Origin of the sequence: Curtobacterium sp. NPDC089185 (genome assembly GCF_040685235.1) — a bacterium.
Taxonomy (GTDB): Bacteria; Actinomycetota; Actinomycetes; order Actinomycetales; family Microbacteriaceae; genus Curtobacterium; species Curtobacterium citri.
In genome coordinates this window covers 309213-325241 of the sequence record NZ_JBFBHK010000004.1, presented here as the reverse complement: position 1 = coordinate 325241, position 16029 = coordinate 309213, and the positions used below count along the sequence as shown (strand labels likewise).

Below are 16029 nucleotides of genomic sequence, written 5' to 3'. Positions count from 1 at the left end.
CGCCCGGTCACATTCCGAACCCGGAAGCTAAGCCTCTCAGCGCCGATGGTACTGCAAGGGGGACCTTGTGGGAGAGTAGGACGCCGCCGGACTCACCTTTGCAACACCAGGGAACCCCTGACCAGTCATGGTCAGGGGTTTTCTGCGTTCGTGGCGTCGGCAGCAAGCATCCGCGGCAGTATGATCGGCCGACGACGAAGGAGAGCGATGACCGATCTGCTCGAGGTCACGCCGCCGGAGCCGGGAGCCTCGTGGCCCGTGTTGACCGATGCCACCCGCGCGGCCCTGCGGGAGATCGTCGTGCACGGTGTGCTCTCCCGGGCGGAGATCGCGCGGTCGCTCGGGTTGTCGCGAGCGAGCCTGACGCGCGCCGTCCGCACCCTGCAGGAGCACGGGTTCGTGACGGAGGTCGGCACGGGGGTCCGCGGTGTCACCGGCCGTCCCTCGGAGCTCCTGCGCGCCAGTACGGGCCGGTGGGAGTTCCTCGGGATCAAGCTCACGCCGGACCGCCTCTACGCCGCCGTGACCGACCTGGACGGTCGGGTGCTGGCACTCCATGAAGAAGCGGTGCCGGACACCGAGCCGCAGGCGCTCGTCGACCAGCTGGCAACCATGGTGCAGGTGCTCCGCCGGGCGTCGCCGGCGGTGTGCTCCCTCGGGGTGTCCGTGCCGGGCGACGTCGTGACCCGTGACGACGTCGCCGTGGTCGAGGTCTCGCAGTTCCTCGGGTGGCGGGACGTGCCGCTCGCGGCCCTGCTCGAGGAGCGGACCGGACTCGTGACGCACACGGCGAACGACGTCGACGCCCTGACGGCGAAGGAGCACTGGATCGGCGCGGGCGCAGGGGTCCGGTCCATGGCGCTCGTCACGGTCGGCACGGGCGTGGGCTTCGGGCTCGTCACCAACGGCGAGGTGTCCGAGGGGGCGCACGGTCGCTTCGGCCGCGTCGGGCACCTGCCGGTGTACGGCGGCGGGCCCGACTGCGGGGTGGGGCACCACGGGTGTGTCTCGAGCTACCTCCCGAGCTCGATCATCGCCAGGAACGCCGGAGCCGGGGACGACGAGTACGCCGCCGTGGTCGAGCGTGCCCGGGACGGGGAGCCGCGTGCCCTGCAGGCGTTCCGCGACGCCGGTACGGCACTCGGCGTGCTGCTCTCGACGGTGGTCACGCTGGTCGACCCGGAGTCGATCGTGCTCACGGGCGACGGGCTGCCGGTCCACGACATCGCGCGGGCCGAGGTCGAGGAGGCCTTCCGGCAGGGGCTCCGCCCGTACGAGGCGGCCGTCACCGTCGTGGTGCAGCCGTTCGAGTTCTCCGAGTGGGCCCGTGCAGCGGCCGTGCTGGCCATCCGCCGGTCCCTGCGCTCCTGACGGAGCACGCGTTAGTTTCACAAGTTGACAAAGACCCGACGCGGACGGGATGCTGGTGCGGTCCACCGTCGAAGGAGATGTCGTGACCGCTGCCCGTTCCGTGCCCTGGCCCACCGAGGGTCTGTCCTTCGGAGGTGACTACAGTCCCGAGCAGTGGCCGCGCGAGGTGTGGGACGAGGACGTCCGCCTGATGCGGGAGGCCGGCGTGAACCTGGTCACGGTCGGGGTGTTCTCGTGGGCGCTGCTCGAGCGGTCGCCGGCGGAGTACACGTGGTCCTGGCTCGACGAGGTGCTCGACCTGCTGCACGCCAACGGCATCGCGGTCGACCTCGCGACCCCGACGGCGGCCCCGCCGAACTGGCTGCTGACCGCGCACCCCGAGGTGCTGCCCGTCGACGCCACCGAGCGGCGCGAACGTCCCGGGGGCCGTCTCGGTTGGTGCCCCGCGTCCCCGGTGTTCCGCGAGCACGCCCTGCGCATCGTCGACGCGCTGGCCGATCGGTACGGCCGGCACCCCGCCGTGCGGCTGTGGCACGTCAGCAACGAGCTCGGCGGCGGCAACGCCCGCTGCTTCTGCGAGGTGTCGGCAGCGGACTTCCGGCGGTGGCTCCGGGCGAGGTACCCGGACGTCGACGCGGCGAACGCGGCCTGGGGCACGGCCTTCTGGGGCCACACCTACACGTCGTTCGAGGAGGTCTCGCCGCCCCGCGGTGTCGGCGGCGCGCCGAACCCGGGCCTGGCCCTCGACTTCGAGCGGTACTCCTCGGACGCCCTGCTGGCGCACTACACGGCCGAGCGCGACGCCATCGAGCGGCACTCGGACGTGCCGGTCACCACGAACTTCATGGTCGGCGCCGGCTCGCACGTGGTCGACTACGCCGGGTGGGCAGAGCACGTCGCCATCCCCGCGAACGACCACTACACGTTGGTGGACGACCCGGACCGCGCCGAGGACCTCGCGGCGTCCGCCGACCGGATGCGCGGCATCGCCCGCGGTCGGACCCCGTGGCTGCTCATGGAGCACTCGACCGGCGGGCCGAGCTGGCAGCAGCGCAACCGGGCGAAGGAGCCCGGCGAGCTGATCCGGAACTCCCTCGCGCACGTCGCCCGGGGGTCGGACGGCGCGCTGTTCTTCCAGTGGCGCGCCTCGACCGCGGGTGCCGAGCAGTTCCACTCCGCGATGGTCCCGCACGCCGGCACCCGGACCCGCGTCTGGCGTGAAGTGTGCGCCCTCGGCCGTGCGCTCGAGGCGCTCGCCCCGGTGCAGGGCGCACCCGTCGAAGCCGCCCGGGTCGCGATCGTCGTGGACGAGGCGTCGGGCTGGGCACTGCAGGCCGGGCTCAAGCCGCACCGGGGGCTCCGGTACGGGCACGAGGTCCGGGCGTGGCACACCGCGTTCTGGCGTCGGCAGGTCACCACGGACGTGGTCCCGCTCGACGCCGACCTGAGCGGGTACGACGTGGTCGTCCTGCCGACGCTGTTCGTCGTCGACGCGGCGTCGGCAGCGCGCATCAGCGCCGTGGTCGACCGCGGCGCGACCCTGCTCGTCACCTACGCGTCGGGCATCGTGGACGAGACCGCGCGGGTGCTGCCCGGCGGCTACCCGGGTGCATTCCGCGACGTCCTGGGCGTGTGGGCGGAGGAGTTCGTCCCGCTCCAGCGCGACCAGCACGCGCGGCTCGACGACGGCACGCTCGTCACCGACTGGGCCGAGGACCTGGTGGTCGAGGACGCCGACGTCGTGCTCCGGCACGTCGACGGCCCGCTCGCCGGTCGTCCGGCGGTGACCCGCCGCGCCGCCGGTGGCGGCGCCTGGTACGTCTCCGCGATGCTCGAGCAGGACGGCGTGCAGCGGATCGTGGACCGGGTCGTCGAGGAGCGGGCGGTCCCGCGGACGGTCACCGCGCCTCCCGGCATGGAGGCGGTGCGTCGCGTCCGAGACGACGGTTCCGGGGCCCTCTTCCTCCTCAACCACCGCGACGACGACGTCACGGTCGTCGCCTCCGGCACCGACCTGCTCGACGGCTCCGGGCAGGGCCCGGAGACCGTCGTGCCCGCCGGTGGCGTCCGCGTGCTGCTCGAGGCGGTGACCGCATGACCGTCGTGGAGCGCGCCGTCACCGAGGCCGGGCTGCCGGAGCGGACCGTGCACGTGCTGCGCGGGGGCGGCGTCGCGCTGGTGCTCGCGAGTCGTCCGGACGGGCTGCCCGAGGTGCTGCACTGGGGTCGGGACACCGGACCGGTCGCGGCCGCGGACGCCGCGGACCTCGTGCTCGCGCAGGACCGTGCGGTCTCGCCGAGCGCCTACGACGCCGCGTGGCCGCTGACGCTGCTGCCCACCGAGCACGACGGGTGGGAGGGGCGACCGGGGATCGCCGGGCAGGTCGGCGGGCGACCGCTCGTCCCCGTCTGGCACGAGGCCGCGGTCGCCGGGACCGACACCGAGCTCGTGGTCGACGCGGTGTCGGACGAGCTGACGCTGTCGATCGTCCTCGCCCTCGATGCCGCCGGCGTGCTCCGGGTGCGGCAGACGGTCACCAACACCGGTGTCGAGGACGTCGAGCTGACCGCGCTCGAAGCCGTGCTGCCGGTGGGGGAGCGTGCTACCGAGGTGCTCGACCTGGCCGGGAAGTGGACGCGCGAGCGGACCCCGCAGCGACGGGCCCTGACCGACGGGGTGCACGTGCGCGAGAGCCGCCGCGGTCGGACGGGTCACGACGCCCCGACCCTGACGATCCTCGGCACGACCGGCTTCGACGACGCGCTCGGCGAGCTGTGGGCGGTGCACCCGGCGTGGAGTGCGGACACCGTGCACCGCATCGACCGGCTGGCGGAGGCGCGGACCCTGCTCGGCGCGGGCGAACTGCTGCGGGCGGGCGAGGTGGTGCTCCGACCGGCGGAGGGGTTCACGGCACCCGAGACGGTCTTCGTGTGGAGCGACGGCGGACTCGACGGGCTGTCGGCGCGACTGCACGACTCGTTGCGTGCACGCCCGGGGCACCCGGTCAGCCCGCGACCGGTCGTCCTCAACACGTGGGAGGCGGTGTACTTCCGGCAGGAGCTGGACCCGCTGCTCGAGCTGGCCCGAGCGGCGGCCGACGTCGGGGTCGAGCGGTTCGTGCTCGACGACGGCTGGTTCACCGGCCGCCGGTCCGACACGACGTCGCTCGGCGACTGGACGGTGGACGCCGAGGTCTGGCCGGACGGGCTCGGCCCGCTGGTCGACGGGGTGCGCGCGCTCGGGATGGACTTCGGGCTCTGGTTCGAGCCGGAGTGCGTCAGCCCGGTGTCCGCCCTGGCCGAGGCGCACCCGGACTGGTTCCTGCAGGACCCCGACCGGGCGCGGACCTGGCGGCACGAGTACACGCTCGACTTCGCGCGCGCCGATGTCCGCGAGCACGTGCTCGACCGGATGTCCGCGGTGATCGAGGAGCACCACGTGGACTTCGTGAAGTGGGACCAGAACCGCGACGTCGTGCAGACCGTGCACGCGGGACGGGTCGGCCTCGGTGCCCACACGCGCGGGGTGTACGCCGTGATGGACGAGCTGCGCCGACGACACCCGTGGCTCGAGATCGAGGCCTGTGCCTCCGGCGGCGCCCGGGTCGACCTCGGGGTGCTCGAGCGGACCGACCGGGTGTGGGCCTCGGACTCGAACGACGCGATGGAGCGGCTCGCGATCCAGCGGTGGACGGAGCTGCTGCTGCCGCCGGAGCTGATCGGCTCGCACGTCGGCCCCGAGGTCTCCCACACCACGGGCCGACACCTCGACCTGGACTTCCGGATGGCGGTGTCGCTGTTCGGCAGCGCCGGCATCGAGACGGACGTCACGCGCTGCACGGCCGCCGAGCGCGACCGGCTGCGGGAGTGGACGGCGCTCTACAAGCGGGAACGCGGGCTGCTGCACTCCGGGCGGGTGCACCACGTGGACCTCGGGGACGCGGGGCTCGCGACGACCGTCGTCGTCGGCGCCGACCGGGACCGCGCGCTCGCGCGGGTCGTCCGGACGGAGACCGGACCGCGGGCGCTCGCGGTGCCGCTGCGCTTCCGTGGGCTCGACCGCCGCCGGCGCTACCGGGTGGCGCCGGTGAACGGGCTGCGCGTGCCGAAGGGCGTGGACGTCACCCGGACGCCGTGGCTCGAGCGGGGGAGCGTCGAGCTGTCCGGAGCGGTGCTCGAGGACCTCGGGGTCCGGCTGCCGTCGCTCGCGCCCGGCACCGCGCTGGTGCTCGAGGCGCAGGCGGTCTGACGCAACGACCAACGGGGCCCTGCACATGCAGGGCCCCGATCGTCGTTCCACGTCAGTCGAGCAGGTCGCCGGCGTGCCGGAGGACCAGCGGGCCGACGAGCGCCTCGGCGTCGACGCCCGGCACGCGGGACACGGTGAACACGACGTGCTCGCCCGGCAGCAGGGACACCAGACCCTCGTCCACGCGGGCGCTCGCCACGAGCCGGTCCGGGAAGAGCGACAGGTCGCGGACGTACCCGGTCGCCGTGACCGTGACCCGGGCGCCGTCGTCGGTCGGCTCCACCTCGGTCGTGAACGGTCGGCGCGCGAGTCGCTGGTCCACCACCTCGGCGAGGTCGTGCACCCGCCGACCGGAGGACGTGCCGGTGACGACGAGGACCTCGCCGGCGGCGTCCTCCGACCGAGCGACCTCGACCGGCAGCGGCACCCGTACCGCGTCCGCCGGGGCGACCGTCACGGACGCGCTCGTCGACGCGAGCACCGTGCCGTCGAAGGACCGCCGCTCGACGACGAGGTCGTCCGTGACCGCACCGGCGCCGGCGTTCACGACGACGACCTCCGTGCCGGCACCGTCCTCCGACGGCTGCACGGTGGCGAGGACCGGACGGTAGGCCTGCCGCACGGCGTACCAGACGGGCTTCCGGTGCCCGGCGTGGTCGACGAGCGCCCACGAGACCACGGGCCAGTCGTCGTTCAGCTGCCAGACGACCATGCCGGTGTTGTCGGGCGTGCGGGACCGGAACCAGTCCATGCCGAACCGGATCGCGTGCGCCTGGTTCAGCTGCGCCGCCCAGTGCCAGTCCTCGATGCTCCGCGGCTCGGGCAGGTGTCCGCGCATGCCGTCCGCGAGCTTCCGGTTGCCCTCGTGTGCCTTCTGGTGCACGAGCATCTCGTGGCCGTCCGGGTCGAGGGGCTCGTCGTGCACCACGGCGGTGAGCGTCGACCAGGCGGGCGGGCCCTGGTACCCGAACTCGGCCACGAACCGGGGGTGCCAGTCGGCGTAGGCGGTGTAGTCCTTCGTGTTCCAGACGTCCCAGATGTGCACGGTGCCGTTGCGGTCGTCGTTCGGGTGCAGGTACTCGTCGAACGAGAACGGGGAACCGGGCGTGTACGGCCGGGTCGGGTCGAGCTCGGCGACGACCGCGGGCAGCAGGGACCGGTAGTACCCGTTGCCCCAGGTCCGCCCGACGAGCGACGGCCGCCAGCCCCACTCGGCGTACGCGACGAGGTTCTCGTTGTTGCCGTTCCAGACCACGAGCGACGGGTGCGGGCTGAGGCGGGTGACCGCTTCGCGGACCTCGGGCTCGACCTCGTCGGCGAGCCAGGGTTCCTCGGCGTAGGCGGCGCAGGCGAAGAGGAAGTCCTGCCACACGAGCACGCCGAGTTCGTCGCAGCGGTCGTACAGGTCGTCGGACTCGTAGATCCCGCCGCCCCAGATGCGGAGCAGGTTGACGTTCGCCTCGATCGCGTCGTCGATGCGCTCGGTGTAGCGCTCCGGCGTCATCTCGGTCAGGTACGCATGGTCCGGGATCCAGTTCGCGCCGCGCACGATCACGGGCTCGTCGTTGACCCGGAGGAGGAACGGCGCACCGCCGGCGTCGGCAGCGGTGTCGAGCGTGACCGTCCGGAAGCCGACGCGGCCGGTCCAGACGTCGTCACCGACCTCGACGCGGACGTCGTAGAGCGGCTGCTCGCCGTGGCCCCGCGGCCACCAGACCGCGACGTCGGGGAGCTCGAGGCGGACCGCAGCGGACCCGGCGGCGCGACCGCCGGAGACCGGACGCGACCCGGAGACGGACGCGCCGTGTCCGGAGACGGTGACGCGCGCCTCCAGGCCGGTGCCGGTGCTGCCGTCGGTCACCGGAGCCGAGCCGATGTGCTGGCGGAAGCCGCCGGTGGTGCCGGCGTGCTCGACGTCGACGTGCGCGGTGAGCACGCCGGTGGCGCCGTCGACGTCGACGAGGGGGCGGACCGCGGCGATCCGCACACCGCTCCAGGACTCGATGCCGATCGAGCGCCAGATGCCGCTCGTGGCGACGTCGACGCCCCAGTCCCAGCCGAAGTTCGACGCGTTCTTGCGGAGCGCGTTGTACGGGTGGTGGTTGACGTGGGGGAGCTCGCCGCCGTGCTGCTCGGACAGCCGGACGGCGGCCGGCACCGGTGCGTCGAACGTGACCACGAGCTCGTTGTCGCCCGGTCGGAGGAGGTGGCCGACCGGGAACCGGTAGGAGCGGTGCTGGTTCGCGGTCGTGCCGACGACCAGCCCGTTCAGCTCGATCGTCGCGAGGGTGTCGAGCCCCTCGGCCACGAGGTCGTGCCGTTCCGCGGTACCCGTGCCGACGACGTGCTCGGTGTCCGTGCTGTCCCAGGTGAAAGTGCGGCGGTAGCGCCACACGGTGTCGCCGATCCACTGGGTCGCCGCCTCGCCGTCGCCGTCGAACGGGTCCGGGATCCGCCCCGCGCGGAGGAGGTCGGTGTGCACGCATCCCGGCACCACCGCCTCGGTGGGGGTCCGGAACGGCTCGGACTCCGCCGGACCGGTCACCGCCTCGAGGGTCCAGGGGCCGTCCAGTGTCGTGCGCTCCATCGCGCCTCCTCAGTTCGTCGTGCAGATGCTTGACCGGGTTAGTTTAGCCGTGTAACAATCGCCGTCAACGAACTGGACTGCGACGGAGCAGACCGAGAGGACAACGATGTCAGTACTCAACCGTTCACGGCGGCTCGCCATCGCAGCCGCGGCCATCGTCACCACCGCCGGGCTCGCCCTGACCGGCTGCAGCTCGAGCGGGACCGCGGCGTCGTCCGACTCCGCGAGCACCCTCGTCGCCTACACCGGGCAGTCCGGCGACTACCAGATCAACTTCAACCCGTGGTCCCCGTCGAACATCGGCGGCATCGGCACCATCTACGAGAGCCTCTTCTTCATCACCAACGTGAACACCGAGGACCCCAAGCCGCTCCTCGGCAAGAGCTACGAGTGGAACGCCGACGGCACGCAGCTGACCATCGAGCTCCGCGAGGGTGCGAAGTGGAGCGACGGCAAGCCCTTCACGGCGAAGGACGTCGTGTTCACCCTCGACATGCTCAAGCAGGACAAGTCGCTCAACTCGATCGGCTACACCGGCACCGCGAAGGCCGAGGGCGACTCGAAGGTCGTCGTCTCGTTCGACGAGCCGTCGTTCGTGCTCGGCCCGAACCTGCTCGGCAAGACCTGGATCGTGCCCGAGCACCTGTGGAAGGACATCGACCCCGCCACCGACGTCATGCGCGAGCCGGTCGGCACCGGCCCGTACACGCTCGGCAACTTCAAGGCGCAGGCGTTCACCCTGACCGCGAACGAGGACTACTGGGGCGGTGCCCCGGAGGTCAAGACGGTCCGCTACCTGTCGCTCTCCGGCAACACCGCCGGCGCCGACGCGCTCAAGCAGGGTTCGATCGACTGGCAGACCGGCCCCGTCCCGAACATGGACGACATCAAGGGCAACTACCCGGGCTACGACGGCATCACGATCGGGCAGAACCAGATGGCCCTGATCACCTGCGCGAACACCGACCTCGGGTGCTCCGGACCGCAGACCGACCCCGCCGTCCGGCACGCCGTCGCCGACGCGATCAACCGCAAGCAGCTCAACTCGCTGGCGTTCGCGAACACCGCGAGCGACATCTCGCCGACCTTCGCCCTCACCACCACGCAGCAGGACATGATCTCGAAGGAGATCGAGCCGGCGGTGATGCCGGACTCGCCCGACACCGACGCGGCCGCCTCGACGCTCGAGGGCGCCGGGTGGGAGAAGGGCTCGGACGGCATCTACGCCAAGGACGGGCAGAAGCTCTCGCTGACGGTCGAGGTCGTCACCGGCTGGACCGACTACATCACCGCCATCGACACGATGACCCAGCAGCTCAAGGCCGCGGGCATCGAGCTCAAGGCGCAGCAGTCGTCGTGGAACGAGTGGACCGACAAGAAGACCAAGGGGCAGTTCCAGCTCGCGATCGACTCGCTCGGCCAGGGCCCGACCGCGAACCCGTACTACCTCTACAACAACAACCTCGCGACCTCGAACACCGCGAAGGTCGGCGAGGGCGCCGCGACGAACCTGTCCCGCTACAGCAACCCCGACGTCGACGCCGCGCTCGCGAAGCTCAAGGCGATCAACCCCGAGGACACCGCGTCGACCCAGCCCGAACTCGACACGATCCAGCAGCACCTCGTCGAGGACATGCCGTACATCCCGATCCTCACCGGCGGCACGACGAGCGAGGTGCACACGGCGAAGTTCACCGGCTGGCCGACCCAGGACGACCTGTACGCCTTCCCGGCGATCTGGGCCAGCCCGGACAACGCCGAGGTGTTCAAGGCCCTGAAGCCCGTCAAGGGCTGACGGCGGACCGCGACCGAGGAGCACTCGTATGCAGTACTTCCTGCGCAAGATCGGCTTCTACGTCGTCGCCCTGTGGGCGGCCCTGACGCTGAACTTCATCATCCCCCGGCTCCTGCCCGGGAACCCCGTGGACATCCTGCTCGCCAAGCTGCAGCAGCGCGGCGGGCAGATCACCCCGGAGACCAGGGAGGCGTACCAGCTGCTCCTCGGTGGCGACTCCTCGCAGCCGCTCATCGTGCAGTACGGGCAGTACCTCGGCAACGTGTTCCGCGGTGACCTCGGGGTGTCGGTGAGCTACTTCCCGGCACCCGTCACCGAGGTCATCGGGAGCTCGCTGCCGTGGACCATCGCCCTCGTCGGGATCGCCACGATCCTGGCCGCGGTGATCGGCGTGGCCCTCGGTGCCTTCGTCGGGTGGAAGCCCGGCACCTGGCTCGACTCGTTCGTGCCGGCCACCACGCTGCTCGCCGCCGTGCCGTACTTCTGGCTCGCGCTCATCCTGGTGTACTTCTTCGCCACCGGACTCCACCTGTTCCCGGCCCAGGGCGGCTACGACGTCGTCCTCGACCCCGGATTCAACGGCCCGTTCCTGATGTCGGCACTCGAGTACGGCGTGCTGCCGGCGGCGACGATCGTGCTCGCCTCGCTCGGCGGCTGGCTGCTCGGCATGCGGAACATGATGGTGTCGACGCTGTCCGAGGACTACATCACCACGGCGCTCGCGAAGGGCCTGCCGCCCGGCAAGGTCCTCCGCAACTACGCCGCCCGCAACGCCGTGCTGCCGTCGGTCGCCGGGTTCGCGATCTCGCTCGGCTTCATCGTGTCGGGGTCGGTCGTGACCGAGCAGGTGTTCTCGTACCCGGGCATCGGGTCGAAGCTCCTGTCCGCGGTCACGAACAACGACTACGCGCTCATGCAGGGCATCTTCCTGTTCATCACCCTCGCCGTGCTCGGCGCCAACCTCGTCGTCGACCTGCTGTACGGGCTCATCGACCCGCGCACCCGGGCCCGGAGCTAGGAGGACACGACCGTGACCAACATCCAAGAGGAGACCGAGCCCACCGTCGGAGCGCTCGCCGAGGAGGCCGACGGCCACTCGACGCGCAGCATCGCGACGGCACGCTCGGCGAAGCCCCGCGGCGGCCTCCGCCGCTTCCTCCCCACGATGACCCCGTGGCTCGTCACCGGCATCGTGCTCATCCTCGGCGTCACCGCGTTCGGGCTGCTCGGCCCGTTCCTGGTCGGCGACCCGAACGCGATCCGCGACTCCGGGATGCAGGCGCCGAGCGGGGAGAACCTGCTCGGCACCACGCAGACCGGTCAGGACGTCCTCGCCCAGCTGGCGTACGCGACCCGTGGCAGCCTGCAGATCGGGCTCATCGTCGGGGTGCTCGCGACGGTGCTGTCGGCCTTCTTCGGCATCCTCGGCGCGTACCTCGGCGGGATCATGGACGAGGCGTTCTCGTTGTTCTCCAACGTCTTCCTCGTCATCCCGGGACTGCCGCTCGTCATCGTGATCTCGGGCCTCGTCCCGCAGGAGGCACGCGGGCTCTGGACCATCGCGATCGTCCTGGCGATCACGTCGTGGGCGGGCTCCGCGCGGGTCCTCCGCGCGCAGACGATGTCGATCCGCAACCGCGACTACGTCTCGGCGGCGCGCGTCGCCGGCGAACGACCGTGGCGGGTCATCGCGGTCGAGATCCTGCCGAACCTGCTGCCCGTGCTCGCGTCGCAGTTCGTGTTCGCCGTGATCGCGGCGATCCTCGGGGAGGCCGGCCTGTCCTTCCTCGGGCTCGGGGCATCGAACTCGTCGACGCTCGGCACGATGCTCTTCTACGCGCAGAACGGGTTCGCGCTCGCGCAGGGCGCCTGGTGGTGGTTCGTGCCACCGGGGCTGCTCATCGCGCTGCTCGGCATGGGCCTGTCCCTCGTCAACTTCTCCATCGACGAGGTCATCAACCCGCGACTCGCCAACGTGCGGGCACAGCGACGGCGCGAGCGCCAGGCGCGGCGCGCGGCTCGCCGCACGTCCGGCCCTGGAGGCGCGGCCCGCTCCGCGCAGACCGCCACCGACCGGAAGGGGGTCACCCGATGACCCGGGACGCCGTCCTCACCATCGACCACCTCGACGTCGTCTACGAGACCGAACGGCCCGTGCACGCCGTCAAGGACGTCTCGCTCTCGCTGGCTCCGGGGGAGATCCTCGGGCTCGCGGGGGAGTCCGGTTGCGGCAAGACGACGCTCGCCTACGCCATCACCCGGCTGCACAAGCCGCCGGCGAAGGTGGCGTCCGGCAGCATCACGTTCCACGACCGCGACGGCAGCGACGTCGACCTGCTCGGACTGAGCGACGAGCGGCTCCGAGCGGTCCGCTGGTCGAAGCTGTCCATGGTGTTCCAGGGCGCGATGAACGCGCTCAACCCGGTCACCACGATCCGGGCGCAGCTCGACGACGCCCTCGTCGAGCACCGGAAGGGCATGCCGAAGAAGGAGCGACGAGCGATCGCCGAGGACGCGCTCCGCCGGGTCGGCGTCGACCCGGCACGCATCACCGCCTACCCGCACGAGCTGTCCGGCGGCATGCGGCAGCGGGTCATGATCGCGATGGCGATGCTGCTCGAGCCGCAGGTGATGATCATGGACGAGCCGACCACCGCGCTCGACGTCGTCGTCCAGCGCGAGATCCTGCGCGAGATCGTGCGGCTGCGGGACGAGCTCGGCTTCGCGGTGGTGTTCATCACGCACGACCTGCCGTTGCTGCTCGAGATCAGCGACCGGATCGCGATCATGCTCCGCGGCGAGGTCGTCGAGTGCGACACCGCCGCGCGCATCCAGCACGAGCCGCAGCACCCCTACACGCAGCGCCTGCTGCGGTCGTTCCCGAGCCTGTCCGGCGCCCGCGGTGACTTCATCCGCACGGGCCTCGGCTTCGAGGAGGTCGCATCGTGACCAGCGTGACCGTCAACCACCTGACCAAGGACTTCCACGTCCGGAAGGGCCTGCGCAGGAACACGCTGCGCGCCGTCGACGACGTGTCCTTCGAGCTGCTGCCCGGCCGGACCGTCGCGCTCGTGGGGGAGTCCGGCTCCGGCAAGTCCACGATCGCGCGGATGCTCGCGAAGCTGGAGTCCGTCACGAGCGGGTCGATCGACGTCCGGCTCGAGGACGGCACGCCCGTCGTCGGGAGCATGTACCGGCGGCACGTGCAGATGGTGTTCCAGGACCCGTTCGCGTCGCTCAACCCGTTCCACTCCATCGAGCACCACATCGCCCGGCCGCTGCAGCTGCACCACCGGACCCGCGGTGCCGAGGAGACCCGGGAGCGCGTCCGCGAACTGCTCGACCGGGTCAACCTCGACGAGGACTTCGCCGAGCGTCGCCCGCACGAGCTCTCCGGTGGCCAGCGGCAGCGGGTCGCGATCGCCCGAGCGCTGGCACCGGGCGCGCAGGTGCTCGTCGCCGACGAACCGGTGTCGATGCTCGACGTGTCGATCCGGCTCAGCGTGCTCAACCTGATGGGACGGCTGCAGCGCGAGGACCACCTCGCCGTGCTCTACATCACGCACGACCTGGCGACCGCGCGGCACTTCTCGGACGAGATCCTCGTGCTCTACCGCGGCCGCGTGGTCGAGCGGGGGCCGTCGGACGCCGTCATCCTCGACCCGCACCACGACTACACGCGGCTGCTCGCCGACGCGGCGCCGGACCCCGAGCGTGTCGACCGGCGCGTGACCGCGGGGCCCGTGGTCGACCGGTCGACGATCGACAACACCACCTGCTACGACCACGGGCTCGGCGCGTGGGTGGACGCCCCGGCGGCGCCCGTCGGTGCCCGGTGACGGCGCCGTTCGTCGACTGGGTCACGACCGGCTTCACCGCCCGGTTCCGGATCGGCCCCGAGCAGCCGGTGTCGCTCGTGTCGTTCGTGCCGGCAGGCGGGACGCCCTCGGACGGGACCGCCGAACCGCAGCCGCTCGTCGAACTGACGACGGTCGGGCACGGTCGGTTCCCGGGCGGCTTCCGGCACGTCGACTCCACCGTCGGTGCGCGGCTGCGGTACGTGGCGCACGAGGCGACGGGCGCGACGGACGCGACCGACGGGTCGGGTGTGCCCGACGGGACGGACGCGAGCGCGGCCGTGGTGGTGACCGGACCCGGGATCCGGATCGTGCAGGCGGACGCGGCCACGGGCCTCCAGACCGTCTCGGTCTTCCGGGCGCACGACGGCGTGCCGGCGTTCCGCACCTGGACCGAGGTCCGGGCCGAGCGGGGCGAGCACGTCGTCGACTCCGTGTCCTCGTTCGCGAGCGGCGCGTGGCTGACCGACTCGGGCGTCGACGTCGACGACCTGTCGCTGACGCACGCGGCGAACGACTGGGCGGCCGAGAGCCGGTGGCGGACCGACCCGCTGCGGGACATCGGCCTCGCCCGCATCGACCGCGAGGCGCAGCACCACCCGCCCCGCAGCCGCGCCGTCGTGCAGAACCGGGGATCGTGGTCCACCGGCGAGGCACTGCCCATCGGGGTGCTCACCGGACCCGGGTACGCGCTCGCCTGGGAGGTCGAGCACAACGGCCCGTGGCTGTACGAGCTCGGGGAGACGCGGAGCGCCGCGTACCTGCTGCTCAGCGGACCGACCGACCAGGAGCACCAGTGGACCGCGGTGGTCACGCCGACACAGCCGTTCACGTCGGTGCCGGTGTCGGTGGGCATCGCGGGCTCGATCGACCAGGCGTTCGGCGTCCTCACCGCGCAGCGCCGGGCCTCGCGGAGGACGCGGGCCGCCGACGCCGCGATGCCGCTCGTGTTCAACGACTACATGAACACGCTCATGGGCGACCCGACGACCGAGCAGCTGCTGCCGCTCATCGACGCGGCCGCCGACGCCGGGGCCGACCTGTTCTGCATCGACGCCGGCTGGTACGCCGAGGGGCACTGGTGGGACACCGTCGGGGCGTGGGAGCCCGCGGCCTCGCGGTTCCCGGGCGGGCTCGGCGAGGTCGTCGACCACATCCGGAGCCGCGGCATGCAGGCCGGGCTCTGGCTCGAGCCCGAGGTCATCGGCATCCACTCGCCACTCGCGTCCTCGCTGCCCGACTCCGCGTTCGTGCAGCACCACGGCGTGCGGGTCGCCGAGCACGGACGGCACGTGCTCGACCTGCGGTCACCGGACGCCCGAGCCCACCTGGACGCCGTGGTCGACCGACTCGTCGGGACCTTCGGTGTGACGTTCTTCAAGATGGACGACAACACCATGACCGGGCCGTGGGCCGGTTCGGTGGACGGCGGTCGTGCGTTGCTCGACTGGCTCGACGACGTCCAACACCGGTACCCGGCGCTGCTCATCGAGAACTGCGCGTCCGGGGCGATGCGCGCTGACCAGGCGATGCTGTCCCGGCTGCACGTGCAGTCCACCTCGGACCAGCAGGACCCCGTGCTGTCCGCCTCGATCGTCGCCGCGGCCCCCGCCGCGATGCTGCCCGAGCAGGCGGGGAACTGGGCGTACCCGGCGCCGGAGATGTCCGACGAGCTGTTCACGCTGTCGCTCGTCAACGGGGTGCTCGGGCGGATGTACCTGTCGGGGCACCTGCCACGGATGTCGGCGGAGCAGCGGGCGGTCGTCGGATCCGCGATCGCCGCGCACCGGCAGGTGCTCGAGGTCGTCGACACCGTGCTGCCGGTGTGGCCGCTCGGGCTGCCCGGGTGGGAGGACCCGTGGGTCGCGCTCGGCCTCCGGACGGCGTCGGGCGACCTGTACCTGTCGGTGTGGTCGTTGCCGGGAACCTCGCGGACGGTGGCGCTGCCGCTCGATCCGGGTCCGGCACCGGGTCGTGTCGTCGTCGAGCCGCTGTTCCCGACGGCGGTGGCGCCGTGGACGGTGTCCTGGGACGGGGCCGCGGGGGTGCTGCACGTCGACAACGGCGGTGCGACCCCGACGGCTCGGGTGTTCCGTGTCCGGATCGAGGGGGCGGACACGGGGCGCTGAGGGGACGCGCGCCGGATGGCAGACGGTGCGCGTCGACGGACG

General features: G+C 72.0%; 10 protein-coding genes and 1 rRNA gene. 10 read left to right on the top strand and 1 reads right to left on the bottom strand.

What is annotated here, in order from left to right; genetic code table 11:
* The 4 genes from rrf to AB0N84_RS06630 form a co-directional block, all read left to right on the top strand.
* Positions 1-92: ribosomal RNA gene (gene rrf / locus AB0N84_RS06645) — 5S ribosomal RNA — on the top strand; the annotation flags it as partial.
* A gap of 115 nt (positions 93-207) precedes the next feature.
* Positions 208-1371, top strand: coding sequence for an ROK family transcriptional regulator (locus AB0N84_RS06640; RefSeq protein WP_363544548.1), 1164 nt, complete (start codon positions 208-210; stop codon positions 1369-1371).
* Positions 1372-1453: 82 nt separating this feature from the next.
* Entirely contained in the window at positions 1454-3469 is a 2016-nt protein-coding gene (locus AB0N84_RS06635; RefSeq protein ID WP_363544546.1) for a beta-galactosidase, read from the top strand.
* Complete coding sequence (locus AB0N84_RS06630) at positions 3466-5619, top strand: alpha-galactosidase (protein WP_363544544.1); 2154 nt, start codon at positions 3466-3468, stop codon at positions 5617-5619. Before AB0N84_RS06635 ends, AB0N84_RS06630 begins: the two co-directional genes overlap by 4 nt.
* A gap of 52 nt (positions 5620-5671) precedes the next feature.
* On the opposite strand, the gene AB0N84_RS06625 is transcribed toward AB0N84_RS06630, so the two are convergent.
* Positions 5672-8206, bottom strand: coding sequence for a glycoside hydrolase family 2 protein (locus tag AB0N84_RS06625; protein WP_363544542.1), 2535 nt, complete (start codon positions 8204-8206; stop codon positions 5672-5674).
* A gap of 106 nt (positions 8207-8312) precedes the next feature.
* Here AB0N84_RS06625 and AB0N84_RS06620 point away from each other — a divergent pair, with 106 nt between their 5' ends.
* From AB0N84_RS06620 to AB0N84_RS06595, 6 genes are read left to right on the top strand one after another with little or no spacing between them, the layout of a single operon-like run.
* Entirely contained in the window at positions 8313-10001 is a 1689-nt protein-coding gene (locus tag AB0N84_RS06620; protein ID WP_363544541.1) for an ABC transporter substrate-binding protein, read from the top strand.
* A 28-nt stretch (positions 10002-10029) separates the two neighbouring features.
* Entirely contained in the window at positions 10030-11019 is a 990-nt protein-coding gene (locus AB0N84_RS06615) for an ABC transporter permease (protein ID WP_069711271.1), read from the top strand.
* A gap of 12 nt (positions 11020-11031) precedes the next feature.
* Entirely contained in the window at positions 11032-12096 is a 1065-nt protein-coding gene (locus AB0N84_RS06610) for an ABC transporter permease (RefSeq protein ID WP_223246508.1), read from the top strand.
* Positions 12093-12950, top strand: coding sequence for an ABC transporter ATP-binding protein (locus tag AB0N84_RS06605; protein ID WP_363544538.1), 858 nt, complete (start codon positions 12093-12095; stop codon positions 12948-12950). Before AB0N84_RS06610 ends, AB0N84_RS06605 begins: the two co-directional genes overlap by 4 nt.
* A complete protein-coding gene (locus AB0N84_RS06600; RefSeq protein WP_289458764.1) occupies positions 12947-13840 on the top strand; it encodes an ATP-binding cassette domain-containing protein in 894 nt (297 codons plus the stop codon). The genes AB0N84_RS06605 and AB0N84_RS06600 overlap by 4 nt, the downstream gene beginning before the upstream one ends.
* Positions 13837-15987, top strand: a complete 2151-nt coding sequence (locus AB0N84_RS06595) for a glycoside hydrolase family 36 protein (RefSeq protein ID WP_363544535.1) — start codon at positions 13837-13839, stop codon at positions 15985-15987. Before AB0N84_RS06600 ends, AB0N84_RS06595 begins: the two co-directional genes overlap by 4 nt.
* The last annotated feature ends 42 nt before the right edge of the window (positions 15988-16029 follow it).

Excerpts from the sequence above, each read along its gene's own strand:
- AB0N84_RS06605 (WP_363544538.1), top strand. The coding sequence starts at position 12,093 with ATGACCCGGGACGCCGTCCTCACCATCGACCACCTCGACGTCGTCTAC.
- AB0N84_RS06630 (WP_363544544.1), top strand. The coding sequence starts at position 3,466 with ATGACCGTCGTGGAGCGCGCCGTCACCGAGGCCGGGCTGCCGGAGCGG.
- AB0N84_RS06620 (WP_363544541.1), top strand. The coding sequence starts at position 8,313 with ATGTCAGTACTCAACCGTTCACGGCGGCTCGCCATCGCAGCCGCGGCC.
- AB0N84_RS06615 (WP_069711271.1), top strand. The coding sequence starts at position 10,030 with ATGCAGTACTTCCTGCGCAAGATCGGCTTCTACGTCGTCGCCCTGTGG.
- AB0N84_RS06640 (WP_363544548.1), top strand. The coding sequence starts at position 208 with ATGACCGATCTGCTCGAGGTCACGCCGCCGGAGCCGGGAGCCTCGTGG.
- AB0N84_RS06625 (WP_363544542.1), bottom strand. The coding sequence starts at position 8,206 with ATGGAGCGCACGACACTGGACGGCCCCTGGACCCTCGAGGCGGTGACC.